Source organism: Streptomyces sp. A5-4, assembly GCF_051131715.1.
Taxonomy (GTDB): Bacteria; Actinomycetota; Actinomycetes; order Streptomycetales; family Streptomycetaceae; genus Streptomyces.
The window spans coordinates 7,073,302-7,095,048 of record NZ_CP178591.1; the positions used below are offsets into that span (position 1 = coordinate 7,073,302).

The following is a 21,747-nucleotide window of genomic DNA, read 5'->3' on the forward strand; positions in this document are numbered from 1 at the left end:
CCTCCCGCGTTCTCACGGTGTGCCGACCTGCTGACGGATCGTAGGCGGGGGCCGGTCGTGGGCGCAGCCGAACCCGGCATCCCGCCGGAGCCCGACCTGCCCGATGATCTACGCCATGGTCATCGGCCGCCGACCGGCACGAGTACCCAACTCGCCATTCACACCAGACCCGTGACCTGCGACTTCACGATGCACACCGCCCACTGCTCCCCTGTGCCTTCGCCCCCAAGAAGATTGCGATAGCGCCCCCCAGGGCTGGCGCTGTCGCAAGGTAGATTCTCTCTCTTCTTTTTGTGGCCCAGGATTGCATGACCGCGCCGAACACAAGGCCGGACACAATCGCAGCTATCCACCAGTCAGTAGTGGAAAAGGTAGACGAAAACATATAAATCTCTCATGTCCGGTTGCGTAGTCGGCTGGGTGGGGGGCGAGCCTACGGCTCGCCCCCCACCCAGCCGACTCGTCAAGACTACTTACCAGGTGACCCAGCCGATCACCGTCGTAGTCAGGCCGGTAGCGAGGTCCGAGACCTTCTCGCCGACCATCGCCTCATCCACACCGACCTTCCTGAGCATGCTCCGAGTCATGCCCGACTTGCCGATAAAGGCTCCGCCGAGCGCGAACAGACCAAGCCCTGTATGGAATTCTTTACTGTCCCAGCCGTATCCGAACCCGCTCAGGGCGGCGCTCGCTCCTTGCAGTGCCCAAGAGCCGACTCCCACCCAAAGGGCGACCGGGGCAGCGACTGGGGCGGCCCACGGGATGAGCGCTACGAGGGCGGCGACGACCGAGATTCCTCCAGCCAACGTGCTCCAGTGCCCGACGGCGGATGCCCAGTCTTTGGCATCGGAAATGTCCTGGGGCAACATGCCGGCCCATTGGGTATCGCCGGTCGTGTCATCGTCGTTCTCGGGCTTGTCGGTCGGGTTCACCCCGTCCTTTTCGAACTGCTTGGCCGCTGCGGCCGCCTGCTTGGCCAGCGCTTCGATCTCCGCCCTGCGCTTGGCGACAGCGATCGAGCGGGCCTCGCTTGCGGCCGCAGCGGCTGCATGCGCGTCCTTGCCGGCGGCGATGGCCGAGGCCTGCGCCTGGGAGGCGGAGGTTTGCGCGCTCACCGCGAACGACACGGCCTGGCGCGCGGACGCCGACGCCTGGCGCATCGAGTAGTTCGCGGTCCGGGCTGCACCACGCGCGTTCGCCGCCGCCGCCGGGCAGTCCATCGGACGTGATCGCCTGGAGATCATCACCGTCAATGACGGCTCCACCGACGGTACCGGCAAGGAGCTGGAACGCTTCGCCGCCGAATACCCCGGTCTGTTCCAGGTGTTCCACCAGGAGAACTCCGGCGGCCCCTCGGCCCCCCGCAACAAAGGGCTGGACCACGCGCGCGGCCGGTTCGTCTTCTTCCTCGACGCCGATGACTACCTCGGTGAGGAAGCCCTCGAGCGCATGCTCGCCATGGCGGAGAAGAACAACACCGACGTGGTGCTCGGCAAGATGGTCGGCGTCAACGGTCGAGGCGCACCCGCCTCGATGTTCCTGCGCAACCAGCCGCGCACCGACGTCTTCAGCTCCCGGGTCTACTGGGCGCTCAACCCCTTGAAGCTGATCAGGCGAGAGCTGATCGAGAGACACGCGCTGCGCTTCCCGCTCGGCTACAAGACCTGTGAGGACCAGCTCTTCACCGGCATGCTCTATCTGAAGGCGGACGGCATATCGGTGGTCGCCGACTATGACTGCCTGTACATCGTCAAGCGCGACGACGGCGGCAACATCACCACCACCACACGGGGCGCCGAAAGCCGGATCCATGTGCTGGAGCTGATGGTCGACCTCATCGAGAAGCACGTGCCGGCCGGCCCCGACCGCGACGGGCTGATGAACCGCCACCTGTCGATCGACATGTTCCACGCTCTGATCCACCTGGCCCGGGAGTCCGACCCGGAGCTGCAGAAGAAGAACTACGAGCAGCTCGCCGCCCTATTGGAGCGCTCCTACCCCGACTCGCTGAAGGCCAAGGTCAACGCGATCACGCGGCTGCGATGCGAGCTCATCCGGCGCGGGATGCTGCAGGAAACGATCGAGCTGGAGAGGATCGACGGCGAGTACCAGTCGACCAGCATCCAGCCCGGCGTCCTCGTGGAGGGCGACCGTGCCTACACCCTGCTGCCGTTCTTCCGGGACGCCGGGCGCGGCATCCTTGACGACATCTACGACGTCACGACGGCCCTCCAGGACCGGCACCGATTGGATTCCGTCACCGTCGACGGCAGCGTGCTGAAGATGACTGGGCACGCCTATCTGCGGCGGGTGCCGCAGGACGCAACCGCCGCCGAGCTGGTGCTGCGAGAGCGCGGCAGCAAGACGGAGTACCGCTTTTTGACCACGGCCCTGGCCACACCCGATCTCGGTGCGGGCGAGGAGGACGGCGGAGAGTACCGCTACGCCACAGCCGGTTTCTCGGCCGAGATCGACCTGGCGAACGCCGCCAACGGCAGCCGTTTCCCCAAGGGCCTGTGGGACGTCCTGATCGCCGTGCGGGTCCAGGACGTGGTCAAGGAGATTCGTTTCGGCCACCAGCGGCTGCCCGCAGTGCATGCCGCACCGCAGACCTACGTCCTTGCTGACGGCGAGGAGAAGTTTGCCGCGGCCCTCTACTACACGCACCCGTATAGCAATCTGACCCTCGACATCGGCGAGAACCGGCACAAGATCGCTGACAAACTGCACGTCGACGGGGCGCGCTGGTCGTCGTCGACGCCTGCTCAGCTCGAAGTCTCCGGCAGCTGCAAGCTGGCCGGGGTACCCGCCTCCGCACTCGGCGTGCGGCTGCAGAGCCAAGACGGCACGACCGTCACGTTTCCCGTCACTCCGCGGGGTGAACACGGTTTCACAGTGAACCTGTCGGTGGACGAGCTCGCCCCAGGCACCTGGGCCGCGTCGTTGTGGATCCCGTCGCAGCAGGACCAGGGCTGGTCAACGCCCGTACCTTTCCAACCGGCCCTCAAGAAGACACGCTGGTACCGCCGAGGCATGCCCTGGTACGCCGCAGCGACCAAACACAGCAACCTCGTCTTGCGGGTCGGCCGCGTGGAGATCGTGAAGGCCGGAGTCAAGCGGCTCCGGGCGGTCATGAACGCCTGAGACCGGACGCGTTCCTGATCGTCTGCCGCGGGCCAGCTGGCACGCGGCAGACGATCAGGAACAGCAGATCGAGGCCGCCACCGCAGGGCTCCGCTTGGCCGACTCCAGGGAGCGGGCGGATTCAAGTGGTCGTCGTAACACCTCGATCATGGAGGTGTCCGATGGGCGACCGGCAGGGTGGACCACGGCGGTAATGGGATGGGACACCGGTCTAGTCGGCGTTGTCCTCGTCATACGCAGACCGTAATCGGCTGGGGAAACTCCATGCGAAGGGATTACCGCGAGCCCGGCGTACGCGACCATCAACCCCCTCAGTCACCTGCGAATGAGTCCGCAGTGCGCTGACGGCGGTGGGTTGGGCCGGGGCGGGCCGGTCGGCCGCCCAAGAACTCGATGTCCACGACAGCGGAGACGATTTCGTCCTTGCGTCACTTCTCCGGGTGGTGCCCCTATGGGTTTGGTCAAGCTGATCGGGCGGGTTGGGGTTCGTAGAAGGTTCCGTCGCGGAGCATGGCGAAGAGGACGTCGGCCCGGCGGGCCGGCCGAGCCGCGCGGGTCCGGCCAGTGACCTACCCCGGCGCGGTGCACCCGTTGTGGCATCCGGATCATTAGGTTCATGACTACTACCAGCCGTCGTACGGTTCTCACCGCTCTGGCCACCGCCACGGTCGCCGGTCCGCTGAGCGTGCTTGGCGCGACCGCCGCACACGCCACGGGCGCCAATGACCTCTACGACTCCAACACCGACCTCTACGCCAAGCTCGCCGGGAAGGAGGGTACCGACTTCTCCAGACGTTACAAGCGGCACGAGCAGGTCGACAGCGACCAGAAGGCGGCTGTCGCGTACGGCCGTACCGCGGTGCTCGCGCTGCACGGCGGCGGTATCGAAGGCGGCACCTCCGAGCTCTGCCTGGGCGTCGCCGGATACGACCCGGCCACGCTCGCGGCCAAGGGCGGCCCTGCGTACGACTACTGGATGTTCGAGGGGATCCGCAGCACCAACAACGGCGAGCTGCACGTCACCTCGAAGAACTGCGACGACAAGGTGGCCCTGTCCGTCGCCGCCGCGAACCTCAACGTGGTCAGCCTGCACGGCTGCACCGCCGCCCAGGCCGGGGCGCCCAGCACCCGCCCCGAGGCCGTCGTGGTCGGCGGCCTCAACGGCACCCTCAAGACCTACCTGCACCAGGCGCTGCGTGCCACCGGATTCCAGACCATCGACGGCTCGACCGAGCCGGACCTGGCGGGCATCGACCCGTCCAACATCTGCAACAGGACCCTGCTCTCCAGGGGCGCCCAGCTGGAGCTCACGACCGAGCTGCGCAAGTCCATGTTCACCGTGAACACCATCGCGGGCCGCGCGACCAGCACCACCCCCGTCTACACCGGCTTCATCGCGGCGGTCCGTACCGCCATCGCCCGCCTGGAGACGTCCGGCGGCGATCAGACCATCCTCTGAGCCTGGCGTTTACGGTCGCTGTGTCTCGATTCGGGTGAGTATGTGTGCCTTTTGTCGGAGGAGATCGTTCCGGTGAGGTGGTGAGGCTGCCCATGCGGTGCGGGCGGTCATGGGGGCACGGGTGCTCGGTGGGTCGTGAGCGAAGCGGCCGATGCGGAGGATGGGGGCGCCGGCGGCCGGGCGTTCGCCGGCGGCCGCCCCGGACCGTCTGGGAGGGCGCGGGGGTCAGCGGGTCCAGTGCTCGAGCTGGTAGGCGGCGAGCGCGCACACCGGGATCGCGACGCCGGAAGATGCTGGCCTCCCGCACCGCGGTGTGGCTGAAGGCCCCCGCGCTCACCCCGGACGAGGTGCGTTGGGCGATCCTGCGTTTCCACCAGCTGTGGCATACCAGCGACATACAGGCCGTTCAGATGCTGGATGGGCGCGTGTGCCACGGCAACTTCCGCCGCTGGGCCCAGGCCACCCGTCACACACTGCGCCTGCTTCCGCAGCGTGAGAACCCGTTCGTGAACCCTGCCTGTGTGGCCCGTGAGACGGGTTGCATCTCCAGTGGTGGGGAGTCGTGGCCATTGGTTGCTATGGATTTGGGGGCGGGTTGACGCTGCGGGTGAGGGAGGCCGGGGTTTGTCGTCGGTGACGTTCGTTGCCACGCTCTGGCGTTTTGGGGGTGGGCGATATGCCCGCAGTGGAGAAGATCGGGAGTGTGTCCCAGCGCCGGTACGAGGAGATCATCGCTGAGGACCGGCACCGCCCGAGCCGGGCGCAGGTGACCATCGACGGATCCAGCAAGCCCTCTACCGCCCACACCAACCCAGCCGAAGGACCCGCGAAGTGCACCTTCATCGGCCCGGGTGAACTGCTCGCAGCCAGCCGCGATCATCCGATCGAGGCTGCCGTTCGACGCCCCCCCCAGCAACGGAACGACAGCAGGTAAGACCTCTATGCCGTGAGGAAGTCGATGAGCGCGCTGGCAATCCGGCCGGGTGCGTTCTCCGTGGGGATGTGGTCCGCGTCCGGGATACGTATGAGCGTGGTGTGCGGGATCTCCGCGGCGAATCGCTCGGCGTACTCCACTTTCTCGTGTGCGTCGTCCTCGCCCCAGATCAGCAGCTTGGGCGTCATGGACCGCTGCAGCGCGGGAACGAGCTCAAGGGTGTAGCGGCTGTCGGCCGCGCCCGCCAGCGCCATCCAGGAGCGGCGGACCCGCGCATCGGTCCACGGATCCACGTAGTCCGCGATCCGCTGCTCGGTGGCGGCGCCCGCCAGCGACGCCGTCACCGCCTTCCGGCGGGCGGCGAGCACGTCTTCGGCGGTGGATGCCGGGCCACGGAAGCGGGCCACGTGGGGCGCCGGCCACGAGTCGTAGAGGACTGAGTTGACCAAGGCAAGCCGGGACACCTCCAACCGGCCGTGGGTGAGGAGATGCTGGGCGACGGCGCCGCCGATGTCATGGCCCGCCACGGCGGTCGGCTCGGACAGCTTCAGCGCGGACGTGAATCGCGCCACCCAGTCCGCAAGGGCCGGGACCGTGGCCGTGTCCGGGGTGAGCTCGCCTCCCGAGCGCCCCAGACCGGGGAGATCGACCGCAATGGGCCGCAGCCCCGCTTCAGCGAGGCGGCCCAAGACCGGGAGCCAGACCCGGCTCCAGTACGTTCCGTGCAGCAGCAACACGGCCGGACCGTCCTGTTCCACGGTCAGGTAGCTGGCCGTTTCGCCGTCGACCTGGACTGCGGTCCTCAACACTCTGGATTTTGTGGTGTCACTCATGGGACCACTGTGACCGGGGCCGGCCTCCCGGACGAGAGTCCAGAAAGACACCCACAGGTACATTCCCGCCATGAACCTCCATCGAGTGGTGGCCCTCCTCAACCAACCCCAGTCGCCCTTCGAACTCGCGTGCGCCGCCGAGGTGTTCGGTACTGTCCCGCAGGACATGCCCGCCCGCTACAGCTTTCGGACCTGCGCCGAACACCCCGGCCCCCTACAGACCACCGCCGGCTTCGCGATGCTCATCGACGCTGGCCTTACAGCCTTGCAGGAGGCGGACACCGTGGTCGTCCCCGGCTGGGAGCCATCTGGCATACCGGTGCCGCCGACCGTCACCGACGCGCTGCGGGCTGCCCACCAGCGAGGGGCGAGGATCGTCGCCATCTGCACGGGCGCGTTCGTCCTCGCCCAGGCCGGACTGCTCGACGACCGCCGCGCCACCACCCACTGGCGCAACACCGCCCAACTCACCGCCAACTTCCCCAAGGTGCAGGTAGACCAGGACGTGCTCTTCGTGGACCACGGCGACGTGGCGACCAGCGCCGGAACCGGCGCGGGCATCGACCTGTGTCTGCACCTGGTGCGTTCCGACCACGGCGCGGCATACGCAGCTCAGATAGCCCGGAGCATGGTCCTGCCGCCACACCGGGAGGGCAGCCAACGCCAGTACGCCGCACGACCCGCACCAGCCAGGGCGGACGTGTCACTGGCGCCCCTACTGGAGTGGGCCAACTCCCGGCTCGATACCCGATTGACCCTCGACCGCCTCGCCGAACGTGCAGGACTGTCGAGCCGAACCCTCGCCCGGCGGTTCACCGAGCAGCTCGGCACCAGCCCGGGACAGTGGCTGCTCGGCCAGCGGCTCGACGCGGCACGGGTACTCCTTGAGCAGACCGACCTGCCGGTCGAAACCATCGCCACCCGAGCCGGACTCGCCTCGGCGGTCAACCTGCGCCGCCGTTTCCGGGCGCATCTCGGCACCACACCTGGAGCCTACCGACGGACCTTCAGCGAAAACTGACGGCGGAGCTGGGCGGAGGCCCCTGCCTTAACGCCCCGGAACGCCGGAAGACCACCCAGCCGGGAATCCTCGTTCGATCGCCTTCGGGTGCTCCGCATGCGCGGAAGGTCACCGACACGGTCACCGCGTTCCTCCAGCCGGTCTGGGAGCCGACCCGCCCGGTCGTCCGCAAGAGCCACCCGCCCCGGCCTGTCCCGGCACAGACGACCGCTGTGGAGCCGGCCCGGCCTGCGGGGCTGGGCACGCTGGCCGGCTGGGAGACCGAGGTTGTGCTGCCGGTGAGCGGAACGTTCACGACACCGGTCAAGGGCAGCCCCCGCGCGGACGCTGTCCTGGCCGCTCCGGACGCGGGGCTGCCGGTGCTGTTCGTGGAAGTCGACAACGGCACCGAAGTCCCGCAGATCGTGGCAGGCAAGATCGGCAAGTACCGCAGGTTCTTCCGCCGTACGGTCAAGGACACCAACCAGCGGGACATCCCGATGTGGCGCACTCTCTACAGCGACCACGACCGCGTCGGCTACCCGCCGCTGGCGATCGTGTTCACCAAGCAGGTCGGCCCCGAGGCGATGATGAACCGCATGAAGGCCGTCCGCGACCTGGCCCCGGAGTGCTGGAAGGGCCACTGGCAGGGCGGGAGCACCTACGGGTCCGAGGTGAAGGACGGCTACCGCGACTACGACGGCACCGTCCCCGTCATCGTCACCACCCTCGCCCGCCTGAGTGCGCACGGCCCGCACGGACCCATCTGGTGGCGCTACGGGCATTCCTCGTGGGAAACCCTCGAAGCGGCCCTGGACAACCCAGACGACCACCGCGCCTTCCACACCCGGGAAGAGGAACGCCGCGCCGAACGCCGCGCCCAGGAACAGCGCGAGGAGCGCGAGCGGGAAGAGACCACGCGGCGACGGAAGGCCGCCGCGTGGGCGTGTGGGACCTGCGGCCGTGACGTCTACCCGAGCGACGGCTGGCAATCCGTACCGCCGGGCAGCGACTGCACCGTGTGCACCCACGCCAAGGAGCGCGAGCGCCGGGAGACTGAGGAACGGGCGGCTGAGGAGGCGCAGGCGAAGGCGGAAGCGGAGGCGTGGCGCAAGGAGAACGGCATCTTCGGCTTCCTCCGCCGCTGACACACCGGAGCTCTGCCGGTCGTGCACACGCCACCCGGTGGGCGTGGTGTACCCGGAGGGGTGGGGTCCTGGCCGGGCGGGTCAGGACCCCACGGGGTAACCGAGCTGGCGCCGGTCGGGTCACGCACGCGACGCCGCATTCACCCGGTGGGCGGTGCCGGTGGTCAGAGCCAGGTGCCTTCCAGGGCGCGGCGGTCGCCGGTGAGCGCGTAGCGGCGTACGGCGAGGATGGTTTCGACGTCGCAGCCGATGTCGTCCGCGTACCGGGCGAGGACTGTGTCGACGGCTTCCTGTTCGGACAGATACGCCGGGGCGAGTTCGAGAGCGATCTGTCCCAGCCGGCCGCCGGCCGCGGCCATCTCCTCGACCAGGCGCCGTACCACCGTGATGTCAGCGGGCTGTCGGGCTTAGTCGGCCTGTCTGTGGGCTTTGGGCTCAGTGGACGTGGGTGGGGAAGGTTGTTGTGGTCGGGCTGAGGTGCGGGGTGTAGGTCTCCTCGTGGTGGCGGCGGTGGCGGCGGTGTCGTCCTTCCTGGTTGGTTTCGGAGTTCGGGTTGCTGGGTGTCAGCATGTTGTTGTCGGCGAGCGCCTGTACGCGCAGTAGCAACGTGCGGGTGTCCAGGCCCAGTTCGGCGGCCACTGTCTGGAGGTCGAGGCCGGACTGCCAGCTCCAGAGCAGGACCGAGTCCATGCTGGGCGACCAGAGGACGGTGTTGTTGTCCGCTTCGGGCGGCTGGAGCATCGAGGGCGCCGGGTCCAGGGGTCTGTGCGGCAGGTGGGGAACCGTTTCCTCGCGCGGGTGTGGCAGGCGGATCTCCATCGGCGGGGTGTGGCCGGCGGCGGGTTCGTCCATTTGCTGCCTGGTCCCGGGTGGGGCCGCCGAGTAGGAAGGTGCGCCCTGCTGGTGACTGACCGCCGCCGGTGGCGGTGGTGGTGCAGACTGTGCGGCGGCCTGGGGGACGGGCTGGGTGTGCATCTGTGTATGGCGCTCCAGAAGCTCTTCGGCGACGGTCCGCGCGTCCCCCCTACCCACGGTGCGGCGGGCCAGGCGCACCTCCCGCTCGTTGAGGCCCATCAGGTCGGCGACAGTCCCGTCGTTGCCGACGGTGATGGCGAACGCGGCCAGTGTCCTGCTGCGTTCGGCCTGCGCCTCGTCCAGTACCGACTGGGCCTGGTGCAGCCGCTCGTCGCTGGTACAGAAGGCTTCCGCCAGAACAGTGTTTCGATCCCAGAATTCACGTGGTTCCACGACAGTGACAACGCGGGTGCGGCTGCCGAACAGTGCAATTTATGGCGCATTCTACCCAAATGGATCAAACGGCGATTACTCCTATAACGGATGAGTGGCCTGGTGAGGATGGGTTTCGAGGTCCCTGCGCGTGGCTGGTGGCTTCCTGGGTCCTGTCGGGGTGCGGGAGGCCACCAGCTTGCTTACGCGCCGCGGTTAATACATGGGGTCCATGCCCTGGCCGCCCATGCCGCCCTCCTGCTGCTTGCTCTCCTCCTGCAGCCGGCGGGCCTTGTCCGTCAGCCGCTTGCGCTCCTCGGGGTCGGTGGCACGCTCGGCCGCGTCCGTCAGTTCCTGTGCTTTGGCACGCATCTGCTGGGCACGCTCGCCGGATTCGCCTGCAACACTCATGATCACTCCTGGAAGTGTGGGGAGAGGACCCGGCCAGCGAATCAGCGCCAGGGGGCTCGCGCATCTTGAACGCTCACCCACCCCTATTTCCGGCAGCTTCAGTGTGCCGGAGCGGACGGAGCTGTTTGAGAATGTCTGAGTGTGCGTGGGCCGGGCAGGAGCATGGGATGGCTGACCTTTCGCAGTTGCTCCAGCGGACCATGCGCCGCCGTCGTCTGACGGCTCAGGCACTTGCCGAGCGCACTGGTATCCGTACTCCACGCATCCGGGTTTTCGCCCAGGACGGGGCGAACGGCCCCGTCCACCCCACGGAAGCAGAGCTGGCCGAACTCGCCGTGGCCCTGGCACTGCCCCTGCCCGATGTCCTCGAGGCCGCCGGTACTGCTGCCGGCGCGCTGTCCTGACGTCCATCTGGGGAGGCCCCGCCGTGGCCGCGCTCGCCGTCCTGCTTCCTGCTGTTTTCCTCGGCCTCATTCTCGCCCTGGGCCGTTACGAAGAACGCCTCTTCACTCCACGGCCCGCCGCGCAGCACCGCCGCTCGCCCATACACCGCCGCCACGCCCGCCGGTGAACACAGCGGCCCGCAATGGTCCTTCCAGCTGCCCTGAGACCCGTGCCCGGCTCACGGGCCCCACACTTCGGCGGTCTCGAAATACGCGAGTGGCGCCAACCCGAAGCGCTCTGCGGCAACGGCCAGACAGACCGAGTACGGCGTGGTGGTCTGCTCCGGCACCGGCGGTTAGCACCACGACGATCCTGCGCACCCTGGCCGCCCAGCTCCTGGACCACGGCTACGCTGATCGACTTCGGCCCCAGGGAACACGACAGCGCACCGCGCCTCTTCACCCCCGAGCAGTTCGCCCAGCTCTTCGAGAATTTCCAGCACAGCGCCTGGCACCTGGAGACGCGCCGGCGCTACGCGGTTGACGAACAGGCCGACACCTACGCCCAGTTCGCCCGGGGCGAGAAGCCGTTCTGGGACCTGGAGACTCCCTGGAGCAGGGGCATCCGCGAGAAGACCACGGGCGGCGCCTGGGTGGGCCGGGGTCCGCGTCGTGGACGACCCGCTGACCGAGTAGCGCCCGCCGCCATGCCCGCGATTACGCGGCTCATCCAGCACTCCGAAACTTTGATCACTTGGGCGGCGATCACGCTGATGACCCGGCGCATCACTCGCAACGGGCACAAGAGGAGCTGGACGAACAAGGCATCGCTCACGCAAGCCGTCTGATCCGCTCAGGCGGCCGTCAGCAGTGACGATTCTGCCTCCATCACCTGCAGCAATCGCGCGACCACCGGTTCGAGCGGGCCGCTCAAGTGCAAGCAGGCACCTGCCTCCAGCGCGGTCCGGCGAGCCCCGAGCAAGGCGTTCACGCCTGAGCAGTCACAGAATTTGACCCGGCGAAAATCGACCTCAATACATTGAGCTCCGCTCGTGACAGCGGTATCCAACTCAGACCCGAGTCGAGCTGAGGTCAGATGATCTACCTCGCCCACCACCGGCACCACCACTCGGCCGCCTGCCCAGACGCTGGACATGCGCAACCGCTCGTCTGGCTTCGGCATCCGATCGCTCTTCATGCCCCCAGCCTGCCCCAATACACAGACGACAGTCACCCGACGCTAACGGCCCTTGCACCCGACCTTCGAAAACAGCCACCGAGGGACAGCGGTACCTGCTCGCGCACGGCGAGAAGAACGCCGCCCTGGGCGAGGACGTCCGCAATCTGTGGCGCGCGGACGCCGCGCGGGTCAACCTCCCGGACGAAGACTTCTCGATCTTCGACTCGCACATCGCGTCGAACTCGGCATCGTGCCCTCACCGCGTCCCGCAAGGTCCCGCCTGGCCTGGGCTTCTGGATCTACGACGACCGCCAGGTCGTCACCGAGACCTGGCACGCCGAACTGTGGCTCGACGACGCCGACACCCTCGCCCTCTACCTGCGGACCTGGAAAACACTGAGGGAATCGGCCGTGTACGGGGCCGACGCCCACAACGCCATCAACGCGGCCCGGCGCGCCCTGAACCCGCGCTGACGACCCGCCACCGCCTAGGGCGTACCTGATGGGTCATGTCGTTCCCTCGCTGGAGGGTTGGCTCGCTCAGCGGGAAGCCCTTGTTCTGGGACGTCAGCCAAACGTCAGTGCCGCGTGAGCGAAGTGCCGCACAATCGTGCCCATGAACAAGATCAAATCCGCGTTGGTCGCGGTCGCAGTCCTTGCCAGTGTGGGCGTCATGGCCGCACCGGCCCATGCGAGTGAGTGCAAGCGCGGCGGTGGCATCTACATTTGCGAGTACGGGGTCACCACCGCGAAGCTGAGCGATGGCAGGCGGCAGGAATTCATCATCGGTCTGGACCGGGCGGTGTGGACGCGCTGGCCCAACTCGTCCGGGAGTTGGGGCCCATGGATATCCATGGGCGGACTGGCGCAAAGCAAAGTCTTTATCCAATACGACCTGCCCGCCTACGACTTCATCATCCACGTCGTAGGCAACGACGGAGCGCGCTGGTACCGCGGCCACGACCGGAACGGGAACTGGACCAACTGGGATCACCTCGGCGCCACCCCGTAACGACCTCGGGGGCAATGGAGCGTGGATCAGCGAGCGGCGTCATGCGGCTTCGCGTCCAAGGCGGAGGAGGGAGGCGACGCGGAGCGTCGTCGACCGACGACAACGCCGGAGGCGGAGTCGCATGACGCCGGGAGCCCCCGCGCCATCGCCCCCGAGGTCGTAAGCCCGGCGCTGCTCTCTCGGCCCGCGGTTCAGCGGGTCGAGAGGCTCAAGGCGCAGGGTTCCGTGACCCATCGGACACACCGCACTCAAGGGCCAACCACCGGCCGGCCGCGTCCCCAACCTCACGGGTCAGTACACCTAGTCCGCCTCACGCCCGCAGGGGGGCGCGGCCCAAGGCCCCCGGGGTCTACACGCACTCCAGTGCGATGCCACGGTGTCCGGGCCCACGGCATCAAACTGGAGTGCGTGTAGGCCCTGGGGTGCGATGCCGCTGGCCCGGGCGACGAAACCGACGCTGGCGGGTGACACCTACGCCCTGCCGTTCGTTGATCTCACATGCCTGTACTGCCATCACCTGAAGAGATCAACGCCGCCCGCACAGAGAAGGGAGGCTGGAGGCGTGCCCAGCTTGCTGAATGGGGCGTCTCCTGGCCTCTGGTGCCAGGCTGGAAGGAAGCGCTGATCGCACGCTGGGAGGCCGCCCAGCAGGGCAACGAGCCCCCCACGCCGCGCCCGTCGACGCCGCCCCCGGACACGCTCGACTTCGGCTGACCACACAGCAGCGGGGCCGGGCAGGAGCACCCTGCCCGGCCCCGCCGTACGTTCCCGGAGGTTCAGCGGCTGAGGCGGATGCGCGGCCCCCATACGAACTCGAGGTCGTCCAGCAGGACGTCCTCTAGCTCCTTCTCCCATCGGCTGCGCAGGAGGAACGGGGCGGCCTCCATCCGCTCACAGATGATCAGGGTTTCGGGCTGTCCGATCAGCGCGTACCGGCCGCGCGAGGCGGGCCTACTGCCCGGCCCGTACGCGCGCAGCAACTCCGCCAGGTGCTCGCGATGCTGCTCGGCGAACGCCTCCAACCGCTGCGCGTAGCCGTCCCGCTCGTTCCTGCGTACCGCGCTCAGGGCCACGGCCAGGATCTCCTCCGACGCCGCGGGGATGAGGAAGTTGCCCGGGTCGGTCAAGGCCCACGTGCACCGCTGCGCCGCCGTCAGGACGTCCTTCGCGTCCAGCACCGCGGCCGGCCTCTCCTCGGAGGTCTCCTTCGGGGCCGGGGGCGCCGGTTGCTCAAGGTGGGGAACCAGCAGAGTGTTGGGGGTGGCGCGCCCTCGCTGGGCGGTGGCGGTGGTGTCGGCGATGCGCAGCAGGTAGGTGGCGACATCGCGGACACCGGCGAACCAGCCGTCCTCGAAGCGCTCCTCGGACCCGTGCGGGGCGCTGCTCTCCGAGATCCAGGTGTGGGCCCCGGCCACCGCCCCGGCCTCCAGCCGCGACACGAGCTCGTTCGCCTGCTCGTCCGCGATTCCGACGGCGGCCAGGGCCTGGAACACCGTGAACCGGGCCGCCGTGGCCTCGCTCTGGTGCCGGCTGATACGGGCCAGCTCCCGGCCGTACGCGTCCGCATCATGCTGTTCGGTGCTCATGCTGTACTCCCTTGTCCGTGTCCTGCCGGTCGGCCGCGTGTGGATGGCCCGGCACGGGTGTTCATGCGGGTGGGGTGTTCAGGGCGGTGGGAGGAGCCAGTCGTCGGACACGGGGCTCCTGGCCCGGTACGGGTCGGCGAGCAGATCCTGCACGGCCTGTTCGGCCCGCCACCGCGCGGCCGTCCTGCTCGGCCCGCGGCCGCCCTTGTAGAGAACGGGGGTGCCGTCCGTGCTCTGCCAGTCGAGGGACCATCCCCACGCACCGAGGTGCACGGCCTGGGAGAACAGGGGCCGCCCCAAGAATTCCTTCTTGTCGACGGAGGCCCACACCAGCACCCTCGGCCCGGGTACGGGGACACGCACACCGGCACACAGGTGTCCGGTGCCGGCCGCCTGCCACAGCAATCCAGCGGGCCGCGCCTGTACGGAGGACAGTTCCGCCGCGTATCCGACCAGGGCGGCGATCTCCCACACCAGTGCCAGGACCAGCGCCCCGCGCTGCAACGACGGCCAGTGGCCCGGCGCGTCCCACACCAGCACATCGACCGCATCCCCGATCCGGTCCTCGTTCAGCAGCACCTCCAGCTCGAACCCCGCCACCGGCCCCGCCCGAAACTCCGGGCCGCCACCCGCCGTCTCCTCCACGAGCTCCAGCGCCACACCGACCACGTGCTGCTCCACGGACATCCCGATGGCCACCTCGCGCAACTGCTCCGGTGGCAGTCGCTCCAGCAGGTGCTGGATGTGCTCCAGCACGGCGGTGTTCGCTTCACCCAGATCAGGCAGTGTCACGTGTGGTGAGGGGAGTTGGCCCCACAGGGTGCCGGCCGACCACAGGTCCTCGAACGCGCGGACGTCGTCCACACCGTCGCGTTCCTCGGCGAACCCCAAGGCACCCTCGACCACTCCCAGAGTGGCCGGGCTGTGTACCGCGCCGAGGTGGCCGGTGTGCCGGCACAATGCCGCCGCCCGGCCTTCCGCCCGGCCCAGCACCAGGCTCACCCGTCCGAGCCGCCCTGCCCCCGCACTCTCTCCCCTCACGACGCCCTCCCGCTGACGGTGCCCGCTGCCCACTCCAACCCGAGCGCGGCCAGCACCTGGAGCTTGTCGGCGGTGAGCTTGTCCCGACGGCTCTTGCTGTTACTCAAAAATACCCCGAGCTTCACCTCACTCCCATCCTCAAGCCGCTCTACGTGGCCCCTGGGAACCGTCACAGAGCCGGTACGCGCCTGGTACTGCGCCAAGGGCCGCCACGCCCTTCTCGAAGGCGCTCCCAGCCGCCTTGGGACTCTTGGCGGGCTCCGCCTGCTCCTGGGGCAGCGGCACGACGCGGACCGCCTCCAGGAGCTCGCGCTGCCCGTCCATCAGCCCCGCCCACACCGCCGGCTGACGCTGCCTCGCCAGCCACCTACCCACGTCCATGCCATGGACGGTGAACCCGGGCAGAACGTCGGAGTGGTCCTCTTCGTCGGCCAGCAACTCCCGCAGCGCCGCGTAGTGCCTCTGCCACTCCGCCGGCCACGCCGGATCCCAGTGCTCATCTGACAAATCCGAGAGGGATCACCAGATGAGCGATGCGTTGAACTGCGGATTTGGTGATCGTTTCAGGATTTACTGCTGTGGTGTGGCGCGGCTCTGAGCTGGGGTTTCTGGGGGAGCTTGGAGACCTGGAGAGGCTCTGAGGTACAGATTTAGTGATCGTCTCGGAATGTAGTGATCGGCGCGGGATTTTGTTATCGCTGCGTGGTCCGGGTAGCCAGGTTTGTGCTGGTCAGGGGTTGGTCTGACGGATCGTGCCTGTGACCAACTACTACGAGAAGCAAGGGCACGCGGCCGGGGCGGCCTCATGTGCTCCAGGGCATCGCGCCGGACCGCGTCCCTTATGTGTCGGCGCCCCACAGCGCGGTCTGGACACCTCCGTGCGTGACCAGTTCGGATGTCTCCCGGAGCCGCTGGCGTTCCGCCAGGGCGTGTTCGTCGCCGGGCAGGCAGGTGAGCATGAACTCGGGAATCACCGCCGTGACGAGCCACAGGGGGAGGACCATCAGAGTCTTTCCGTCGTGCAGGGGCGACGCGGTTGCGTGGTCACAGCACGGCGGCCAGGGACAGCATGACGGCAAAGAAGGTAAGCCCGAAGATCCAAACCTGCTTGGGTGCCAGGCGCTGGACCGGTTGGCCGGAGCGAACCCGAGCCAGGTGACGCCTGATGAATCTGGTGAAGATGGCCATCGTGACGAGCAGGGCCAACATGGTGATCGTGTAGAGCATCAGCGGGGCCTCGCCGCCGCTTCCCTGTGCTTTGGTGCCGAAGAAGGTCGCTGCGAAGCCGCCCAGAGCTGGCGCTGTTGCCAGGTAGAGTTTATGTCGTTTCTTCGTGGCCCAAGTCTGCATGACCACCCCGAACGCAAGGCCGGATACAACGGCAGCTATCCACCAGTCAGTGGTGGAAAAGGTGGACGAGAACACTGGAAGGCCTCATATCGGGTTGTGTAGTCGGCTGGGTGGGGCGATCCGACGGATCGCCCCACCCAGCCGACTCGTTAAGACTACTTACCAGGTGACCCAGCCGATCACCGTCGTCGTCATGCCGGTAGCGAGGTCCGAGAGCTTCTCGCCGACCAATGCCTCATCCACCCCGACCTTCAAGCTGCTTCACGTCGACGGTCGCGTGCTCCCGCCAGCGGGAGCAACAGCCACGCCAGCGTCGCTACAGCGAAGATCGCCACAACCGGCGCCAGACTGCCGCGCTTGAGGAAGAAGATGAACGTCTCTGGTCCGTTCACCACCACGACCGCGCCCAAAAGCGCCAAAGCACCGACAGCGGCAATTCCGGACAACCACTGCGCAAAATATCGTGCAGCAGCTCGAGCTATCGCATGGTCCCGACGGTTCATCTTCGGCTCTCCTCGCGCTCGATGAGTCAGATCCTGTCAGTACAGCCACAGGTCGCACAGTCGGCGCACTTCATCCGGCCACACGTCCCGCACAGGGTGTCGCGTGGCGGCGGACCATCAGGGAAGCACTCCACGCCCCCAGACGAATTCGAGGTCGTCCAGCAGAACGTCCTCCAGCTCGCCTTCCCACTGGGGCCAACCGACGAAATTCGCTGACCTGCTGAAACAGCCTCGCTGTCGAGTGGGAGTGCCGCGCAGGGATGTAGAGATTCCCGGTGGACTCGCGTATGCCGACTTCGTCGGTGCGGATGCTCAACGGCCGTTCCCAGAACGGGAACGGGATGCTGGCTAATCGGGGCTATAGCGCAGCAGGTTGTCCAACCCGATGGTGTGCAGGGTGGCGCGGACGTCGGCGTTGGCCCCGGTGATGATGAGAGTCACGCCGGCTGGAGTGGCGGCCCGTGCGGTGTGGAAGAGTGCGCCGGTGCCGTCGTTGGTGATGCGGGTGACCCGGGTCAGGTCGATCTCCAGCGTGGCAGGGGAGTTGTTGAGTGCAGCGGTCAGCCGCCGGGCGGTCTTCCCGGCGTTGCGGGCGCTGATTTCGCCGCGCAGCCGGACCACGGCGTGGTGGCGGGTCGGGCGGGGTGACAGAGCTGTGCGCAGGCTCATTGCGGCGATCCGCAGCGCCGCGGCACTTGCGATCAGGCACAGCAGTTTCATCGAGGGGGAGTCGACCTGAGTGAGGAGCCATCCGGCCGCCGCGGCAGCCACGAGCCAGGCCGCTGCCCTGGTGAGGACAGTCCAGTTTCCCAAGGGGTTCATGCGACGGCCTCGTTTCCTGTCGACCGGCGCAGACGCCGGGCCCGGGTCAGCGCATTCAGGGCGGTGAGGGCTGCCAGCAGGTGGAGGGGGAAAGCCGCCGTTTCGGCGATCGCGGTGATTCCGGTGGCGCGGGTGACGTTGGCTGCCAGCGCACAGGCCAAGAGGGCGGCGGGAAGCCTGCGCCGCCACCCAGGAAGCTGCCGCAAGCGCCATGCCCACACGCTGAGGACGGCGTTGATGATCAGGAACATGGCGGGACCGTCCTTGGGAACGAGGTACTGAAGCCGGCCACAGCGACGGCTGCGTGGCCGCGCGGAGCGCAGGCCGCCGGCTGGCCCGCCGTGGGCAGGTGAGGCGGGAACCGGTGAGAGCCACCGGGTTGCCGCAGCGATCATCACCGTGATCACGTATCCGTGCGGTCAGGGGCGGTCGGCCCACTGGCGGGCGTGCCGGGGGCGCGCTGGTAGATGTCGGGAATGCCGTCGGCGTCCTCATCGCGGTCCTCTTCCTGGCACAGCCTTCGGTAGAGGACGTTGCGGCGTCTGAGGAGCACCGCGGCGAAGGCCGCGGCGAGCAGTGAGCCGGTCAGGACGGCGGTTTTGACCGGGGCGGCCGTGGCCGGGTCGGGGAAGGCGAGCTCGCCGATCAGCAGGGCGACGGTGAAGCCGATACCGGCCAAGACGGCCAGAGCCAGCACATCGGCCCACGCCAGATCGGGGTTGAGGCGGGCGCGGGTGAAGCGCGCGGCGAGGTAGGTCCCGGCGAAGATCCCCACCGTTTTTCCCACGACGAGTCCGAGCACCACACCCAGCGGCTCGCTCTGGGAGAACACCGCGCCCAGCCCCGTCAGCGAAACGCTGACCCCGGCGGCGAACAGCGCGAACAGCGGCACTGCGATCCCGGCGGACAGCGGCCGCAGCAGGTGCTCGGTCCGCTCCCCCGGTGAGGCGTTTTCCCTGGCCCGGCCCTGAGTGCCGTCGTCGCGCCGGGTGCGCAGAATCAGTCCCATCGCGACCCCGGCGACGGTGGCGTGCACCCCGCCCACGAACATCAGCGCCCAGATCATCACGCCCAGCGGGACGTACCACCACCAGCCGCGTACCCGCAGACGCTGGAGGAAATAGAAGACGGCCAGCCCGGCGAAGGCGCCGCCGAGCGCGACAAGGTTGAGGTCGGTGGTGAAGAACACCGCGATGATCAGGATCGCGCCCAGGTCGTCGACGACCGCCAGGGTGAGCAGGAACGCCCGCAGCGATGACGGCAGATGAGTGTTCAGGACGGCCAGGACCGCCAGGGCGAAGGCGATGTCGGTGGCCATCGGCACCGCCCACCCGCTCAGGCTGCCGCCGCCGATGCCCGCGGTGATGGCGTACAGGGCGGCGGGCACCGCCATGCCGCACACCGCCGCGATCACCGGCAGGGCTGCGGCCGCCGCGGTACGCAGCTCGCCGACTACCAGTTCACGCTTGAGCTCGATACCGGCCACCAGGAAGAACACGGTCAGCAGCCCGTCGGACGTCCAGTGCCCCACCGACAGGTCCAGGCCCAGCGCGGGCACACCGAAGTGGAAGTCGCGTATCGCCTCATACGCCTGACTCCATGGCGAGTTCGCCCAGATCAGAGCCAGCACCGCGGCGGCCAGCAGCACCAGGCCGCCCACCGTCTCGGTCCGCAGCGCCCTGGCTACCGCCGTGCGCTCGGACCAGGGCAGCAGTGCCAGGAAAGGGGAACGCTCACGCGGGAAGGGGCTCATCAGAGGAGATCTCCGGGGTGGCGGCGTCGGGACATATCTGTCCCCTGGACGCCGACCAGACTTCCCGGCACACCCCGCGCTTCTTGACGCGTTCTTTACAGCCTATCGGGAGCCTGTCTCCACGACACCTCGACACGATCATCAGTTCTGCCCAGGCAACAACGCGACCCCGGAAACCGGCCACCCACCCACTCCGCAACCAGTCGACACGGCCTGCCTGCGGACGATTCCGTGCCTAGGCAGTGGCCCCCGTCCGTGCCCACCAGGCCCACTCCACGGCCCTTGAACAGAAGCCACGTTCCCACCTGGGAACCAGCGGCCCGCGCCACCGCAGACAACCCGCCCATCCTCTTCCCTTGGCATTCCGTCACTTCGAAAGAGCCATTTCGTCGCTTCGCCCACTGGCTGCGCAGGAGGAACGGGGCGCTTTCCATCCGCTCCACGATGACCAGGGTCTCGGGCTGTCCGATCAGCGCGTACCGGCCGTGCGAGGCGGGCCTGCTGCCCGGCCCGTAGCCGCGCAGCATCTCCTCCAGACGCGGGCGGTGCTGTTCCACGAACGCCTGAAGGTGCTCGATGTACCCCTCGCGTTCCTCGGTGCGCACCGCGCTCAGCGCGACGTCCAGGAAGTCACTGCCGTCCGGCCAGTGCCGCTCGCCTGGTGCGGCCACGGCCCACGGGAACCGCTCCGCCGCCGCCAGAACGTCCTTCGCGTCCAGCGCCGCAGCCTGCTTGCCCGCGGGGGCCTCTTTCGGGGTGGGCGGATCCGGTTGCTCAAGGTGGGGAAGCCGCAGGGTGTTGGGGGTGGCGCGCCCGCGCTGCGCGGCGGTGGTGTCGGCGATGCGCAGCAGGTCGCTGGAGACCGCGCGGACACCTTCGAACCAGCCGTCCTCGAACTGCGGCTCGGATCCGTGCGGGGCGCTGCTCTCGGAGATCCAGGTGTGCGCCGCAGCGATTGCGCCAGCCTCCACTTGCGACACGATCTCATCCGCCTGCCCGGGGGAGACCCCGAGGGCGGCCAGGGCCCGGAACACAGTGACCCGCGCCGCGTCGGCCTCGTGCTGGTGGTAGTTGATACGGGCCAGCTCCTGGCGGTACGCGTCCGCGTCGTGCTGCTGCTCGGTGCTCATGCTGCCCACTCCAGTCCGAGGTCGGCCAGCGCGGTGAGTTTGTCGGCGGTGAGCTTGGCCCGGCGGCTCTTGCTGTTGCTGAGGAACACTCCGAGCTTCACCTCACTTCCGTCCTCAAGTCGCTCTACATGAGCCCTGGGGACGGTCACAGAGCCGGTGCGGGCCTTGTACTGCGCCAGGGGCCGCCACGCCCTTCTCGAAGGCGCTCCCAGCCGCCTTGGGACTCTTGGCGGGCTCCGCCTGCTCCTGGGGCAGCGGCACGACGCGGACCGCCTCCAGGAGCTCGCGCTGCCCGTCCATCAGCCCTGCCCAGACCGTGTGCTGACGCTGCTTCGACAGCCACTTCCCGACGTCCATGCCGTGGACGGTGAACCCGGGCAGGACGTCGGAGTGGTCCTCTTCGTCGGTCAGCAGCTCCCGTAGCGCGGCGTAATGCCTCTGCCACTCCGCCGGCCACGCCGGATCCCAGTGCTCATCCACGGCCTCCAGCGCCGTCTTCCACTCCGGGTGCCCGTCCAGCGCACCCGGACGCCGCAGGTTCGACAGCCACTGCCCCACGGGCCGGTCCAGCATCGTCGCGGGCCGGGGAGCGCACAGCGTCCAGTGCTGCTCGTAGTACGCCTTGGCGGCCTCCAGGTTCTCCTGGAACCGCTCAAACGATCAGCGAGTCAGTGCTCGAAGGGGCGGGAACCCCAAGCCTGGGGTTCGGGGCGTTCACTGCGGCGGAGCCGGGCCGGTCGTGGACAGGGCACCCCGCACGTGCGCGCGGCCCCGCCGCCCGGTCCGCGGTTCAGGTCCCGGCGCAGCTGGCGGAGCCCGTCGCGCACGCTT

27 protein-coding genes and 5 pseudogenes are annotated in these 21,747 nt (G+C 68.3%); 14 read left to right on the forward strand and 18 right to left on the reverse strand.

Features of this window, described 5'->3' with window-relative positions:
- Nucleotides 1–473: 473 nt before the first annotated feature.
- On the reverse strand, nt 474–1,253 hold the full coding sequence (locus ACLLJJ_RS33105; protein WP_434597984.1) for a hypothetical protein: 780 nt from the start codon (nt 1,251–1,253) through the stop codon (nt 474–476).
- On the opposite strand from ACLLJJ_RS33105, the gene ACLLJJ_RS33110 reads away from it, so the two are divergent.
- From ACLLJJ_RS33110 to ACLLJJ_RS33125, 4 genes are all read left to right on the forward strand, one after another.
- Nucleotides 1,243–3,144, forward strand: coding sequence for a glycosyltransferase (locus tag ACLLJJ_RS33110; RefSeq protein ID WP_434600587.1), 1,902 nt, complete (start codon nt 1,243–1,245; stop codon nt 3,142–3,144). The genes ACLLJJ_RS33105 and ACLLJJ_RS33110 overlap by 11 nt on opposite strands.
- A 616-nt stretch (nt 3,145–3,760) precedes the next feature.
- On the forward strand, nt 3,761–4,603 hold the full coding sequence (locus ACLLJJ_RS33115) for a poly-gamma-glutamate hydrolase family protein (RefSeq protein WP_434597986.1): 843 nt from the start codon (nt 3,761–3,763) through the stop codon (nt 4,601–4,603).
- A 290-nt stretch (nt 4,604–4,893) separates the two neighbouring features.
- Complete coding sequence (locus ACLLJJ_RS33120; protein ID WP_434597988.1) at nt 4,894–5,202, forward strand: hypothetical protein; 309 nt, start codon at nt 4,894–4,896, stop codon at nt 5,200–5,202.
- 77 nt (nt 5,203–5,279) lie between these two features.
- Entirely contained in the window at nt 5,280–5,537 is a 258-nt protein-coding gene (locus ACLLJJ_RS33125; protein ID WP_434597990.1) for a hypothetical protein, read from the forward strand.
- Nucleotides 5,538–5,542: 5 nt separating this feature from the next.
- Here ACLLJJ_RS33125 and ACLLJJ_RS33130 read toward each other — a convergent pair whose 3' ends face one another.
- On the reverse strand, nt 5,543–6,370 hold the full coding sequence (locus ACLLJJ_RS33130) for an alpha/beta fold hydrolase (protein WP_434597992.1): 828 nt from the start codon (nt 6,368–6,370) through the stop codon (nt 5,543–5,545).
- Nucleotides 6,371–6,440: 70 nt separating this feature from the next.
- Between ACLLJJ_RS33130 and ACLLJJ_RS33135 the strand changes: the two genes are divergently transcribed.
- A complete protein-coding gene (locus ACLLJJ_RS33135; RefSeq protein WP_434597994.1) occupies nt 6,441–7,391 on the forward strand; it encodes a GlxA family transcriptional regulator in 951 nt (316 codons plus the stop codon).
- A gap of 8 nt (nt 7,392–7,399) precedes the next feature.
- On the forward strand, nt 7,400–8,518 hold the full coding sequence (locus tag ACLLJJ_RS33140; protein WP_434600588.1) for a replication-relaxation family protein: 1,119 nt from the start codon (nt 7,400–7,402) through the stop codon (nt 8,516–8,518).
- Between the two features lie 164 nt (nt 8,519–8,682).
- Here ACLLJJ_RS33140 and ACLLJJ_RS33145 read toward each other — a convergent pair whose 3' ends face one another.
- The 3 genes from ACLLJJ_RS33145 to ACLLJJ_RS33155 all read right to left on the reverse strand — a co-directional run bounded on the left by ACLLJJ_RS33145 (nt 8,683) and on the right by ACLLJJ_RS33155 (nt 10,156).
- Nucleotides 8,683–8,877, reverse strand: a complete 195-nt coding sequence (locus ACLLJJ_RS33145; RefSeq protein ID WP_434597996.1) for a hypothetical protein — start codon at nt 8,875–8,877, stop codon at nt 8,683–8,685.
- Nucleotides 8,878–8,953: 76 nt separating this feature from the next.
- On the reverse strand, nt 8,954–9,766 hold the full coding sequence (locus tag ACLLJJ_RS33150; protein ID WP_434597998.1) for a hypothetical protein: 813 nt from the start codon (nt 9,764–9,766) through the stop codon (nt 8,954–8,956).
- Between the two features lie 195 nt (nt 9,767–9,961).
- Nucleotides 9,962–10,156, reverse strand: coding sequence for a DUF6381 family protein (locus tag ACLLJJ_RS33155; RefSeq protein WP_434598000.1), 195 nt, complete (start codon nt 10,154–10,156; stop codon nt 9,962–9,964).
- A 167-nt stretch (nt 10,157–10,323) separates the two neighbouring features.
- On the opposite strand from ACLLJJ_RS33155, the gene ACLLJJ_RS33160 reads away from it, so the two are divergent.
- The 4 genes and pseudogenes from ACLLJJ_RS33160 to ACLLJJ_RS33175 all read left to right on the forward strand — a co-directional run.
- Nucleotides 10,324–10,560 carry an XRE family transcriptional regulator gene (locus tag ACLLJJ_RS33160; protein ID WP_434598002.1) on the forward strand — a complete coding sequence of 79 codons (237 nt, stop codon included), beginning with the start codon at nt 10,324–10,326 and terminating at the stop codon, nt 10,558–10,560.
- A gap of 23 nt (nt 10,561–10,583) precedes the next feature.
- Nucleotides 10,584–10,727: a hypothetical protein gene (locus ACLLJJ_RS33165; protein ID WP_434598004.1), complete on the forward strand. Its 144-nt coding sequence runs from the start codon at nt 10,584–10,586 to the stop codon at nt 10,725–10,727.
- A 15-nt stretch (nt 10,728–10,742) separates the two neighbouring features.
- A pseudogene (locus ACLLJJ_RS33170) lies at nt 10,743–11,141 on the forward strand (DUF6879 family protein); the annotation flags it as partial.
- Between the two features lie 92 nt (nt 11,142–11,233).
- Nucleotides 11,234–11,375 (forward strand): annotated as a pseudogene (locus ACLLJJ_RS33175) (IS5-like element IS4811 family transposase); the annotation flags it as partial.
- 17 nt (nt 11,376–11,392) lie between these two features.
- On the opposite strand, the gene ACLLJJ_RS33180 reads toward ACLLJJ_RS33175, so the two are convergent.
- Nucleotides 11,393–11,737: an STAS domain-containing protein gene (locus ACLLJJ_RS33180; RefSeq protein ID WP_434598006.1), complete on the reverse strand. Its 345-nt coding sequence runs from the start codon at nt 11,735–11,737 to the stop codon at nt 11,393–11,395.
- 77 nt (nt 11,738–11,814) lie between these two features.
- On the opposite strand from ACLLJJ_RS33180, the pseudogene ACLLJJ_RS33185 reads away from it, so the two are divergent.
- The 4 genes and pseudogenes from ACLLJJ_RS33185 to ACLLJJ_RS33200 all read left to right on the forward strand — a co-directional run.
- A pseudogene (locus tag ACLLJJ_RS33185) lies at nt 11,815–11,952 on the forward strand (DUF6879 family protein); the annotation flags it as partial.
- A gap of 2 nt (nt 11,953–11,954) precedes the next feature.
- Nucleotides 11,955–12,193: pseudogene (locus tag ACLLJJ_RS33190) on the forward strand (Scr1 family TA system antitoxin-like transcriptional regulator); the annotation flags it as partial.
- Nucleotides 12,194–12,335: 142 nt separating this feature from the next.
- Nucleotides 12,336–12,731, forward strand: a complete 396-nt coding sequence (locus ACLLJJ_RS33195; protein ID WP_434598008.1) for a hypothetical protein — start codon at nt 12,336–12,338, stop codon at nt 12,729–12,731.
- Nucleotides 12,732–13,229: 498 nt separating this feature from the next.
- Nucleotides 13,230–13,445 carry a hypothetical protein gene (locus tag ACLLJJ_RS33200; protein ID WP_434598010.1) on the forward strand — a complete coding sequence of 72 codons (216 nt, stop codon included), beginning with the start codon at nt 13,230–13,232 and terminating at the stop codon, nt 13,443–13,445.
- Nucleotides 13,446–13,507: 62 nt separating this feature from the next.
- On the opposite strand, the gene ACLLJJ_RS33205 is transcribed toward ACLLJJ_RS33200, so the two are convergent.
- From ACLLJJ_RS33205 to ACLLJJ_RS33260, 12 genes and pseudogenes are all read right to left on the reverse strand, one after another.
- The gene (locus ACLLJJ_RS33205) at nt 13,508–14,317 is read right to left on the reverse strand and encodes a hypothetical protein (protein ID WP_434598012.1); all 810 of its coding nucleotides are present in this window, start codon (nt 14,315–14,317) and stop codon (nt 13,508–13,510) included.
- Nucleotides 14,318–14,395: 78 nt separating this feature from the next.
- Nucleotides 14,396–15,358 carry a hypothetical protein gene (locus ACLLJJ_RS33210; protein WP_434598014.1) on the reverse strand — a complete coding sequence of 321 codons (963 nt, stop codon included), beginning with the start codon at nt 15,356–15,358 and terminating at the stop codon, nt 14,396–14,398.
- Nucleotides 15,355–15,859: pseudogene (locus ACLLJJ_RS33215) on the reverse strand (helicase associated domain-containing protein); the annotation flags it as partial. The gene ACLLJJ_RS33210 and the pseudogene ACLLJJ_RS33215, both read right to left, overlap by 4 nt.
- A gap of 338 nt (nt 15,860–16,197) precedes the next feature.
- The gene (locus ACLLJJ_RS33220; protein WP_434598016.1) at nt 16,198–16,362 is read right to left on the reverse strand and encodes a hypothetical protein; all 165 of its coding nucleotides are present in this window, start codon (nt 16,360–16,362) and stop codon (nt 16,198–16,200) included.
- Between the two features lie 40 nt (nt 16,363–16,402).
- Nucleotides 16,403–16,783 (reverse strand): hypothetical protein, encoded by a 381-nt coding sequence (locus tag ACLLJJ_RS33225; RefSeq protein ID WP_434598018.1) that lies wholly within the window; start codon nt 16,781–16,783, stop codon nt 16,403–16,405.
- Between the two features lie 176 nt (nt 16,784–16,959).
- Nucleotides 16,960–17,211, reverse strand: coding sequence for a hypothetical protein (locus ACLLJJ_RS33230; RefSeq protein ID WP_434598019.1), 252 nt, complete (start codon nt 17,209–17,211; stop codon nt 16,960–16,962).
- Between the two features lie 348 nt (nt 17,212–17,559).
- Nucleotides 17,560–18,033: an STAS domain-containing protein gene (locus ACLLJJ_RS33235; protein WP_434598021.1), complete on the reverse strand. Its 474-nt coding sequence runs from the start codon at nt 18,031–18,033 to the stop codon at nt 17,560–17,562.
- Complete coding sequence (locus ACLLJJ_RS33240; RefSeq protein WP_434598023.1) at nt 18,030–18,284, reverse strand: hypothetical protein; 255 nt, start codon at nt 18,282–18,284, stop codon at nt 18,030–18,032. Before ACLLJJ_RS33240 ends, ACLLJJ_RS33235 begins: the two co-directional genes overlap by 4 nt.
- Nucleotides 18,285–18,436: 152 nt before the next feature.
- Nucleotides 18,437–19,786 carry a Na+/H+ antiporter NhaA gene (gene nhaA, locus ACLLJJ_RS33245; protein ID WP_434598025.1) on the reverse strand — a complete coding sequence of 450 codons (1,350 nt, stop codon included), beginning with the start codon at nt 19,784–19,786 and terminating at the stop codon, nt 18,437–18,439.
- A 95-nt stretch (nt 19,787–19,881) separates the two neighbouring features.
- Nucleotides 19,882–20,916 carry a hypothetical protein gene (locus tag ACLLJJ_RS33250; protein ID WP_434598027.1) on the reverse strand — a complete coding sequence of 345 codons (1,035 nt, stop codon included), beginning with the start codon at nt 20,914–20,916 and terminating at the stop codon, nt 19,882–19,884.
- Nucleotides 20,913–21,065 (reverse strand): hypothetical protein, encoded by a 153-nt coding sequence (locus tag ACLLJJ_RS33255; protein ID WP_434598029.1) that lies wholly within the window; start codon nt 21,063–21,065, stop codon nt 20,913–20,915. The genes ACLLJJ_RS33250 and ACLLJJ_RS33255 overlap by 4 nt, the downstream gene beginning before the upstream one ends.
- Entirely contained in the window at nt 21,031–21,552 is a 522-nt protein-coding gene (locus ACLLJJ_RS33260; RefSeq protein WP_434600589.1) for a helicase associated domain-containing protein, read from the reverse strand. The genes ACLLJJ_RS33255 and ACLLJJ_RS33260 overlap by 35 nt, the downstream gene beginning before the upstream one ends.
- Nucleotides 21,553–21,747 lie beyond the last annotated feature (195 nt).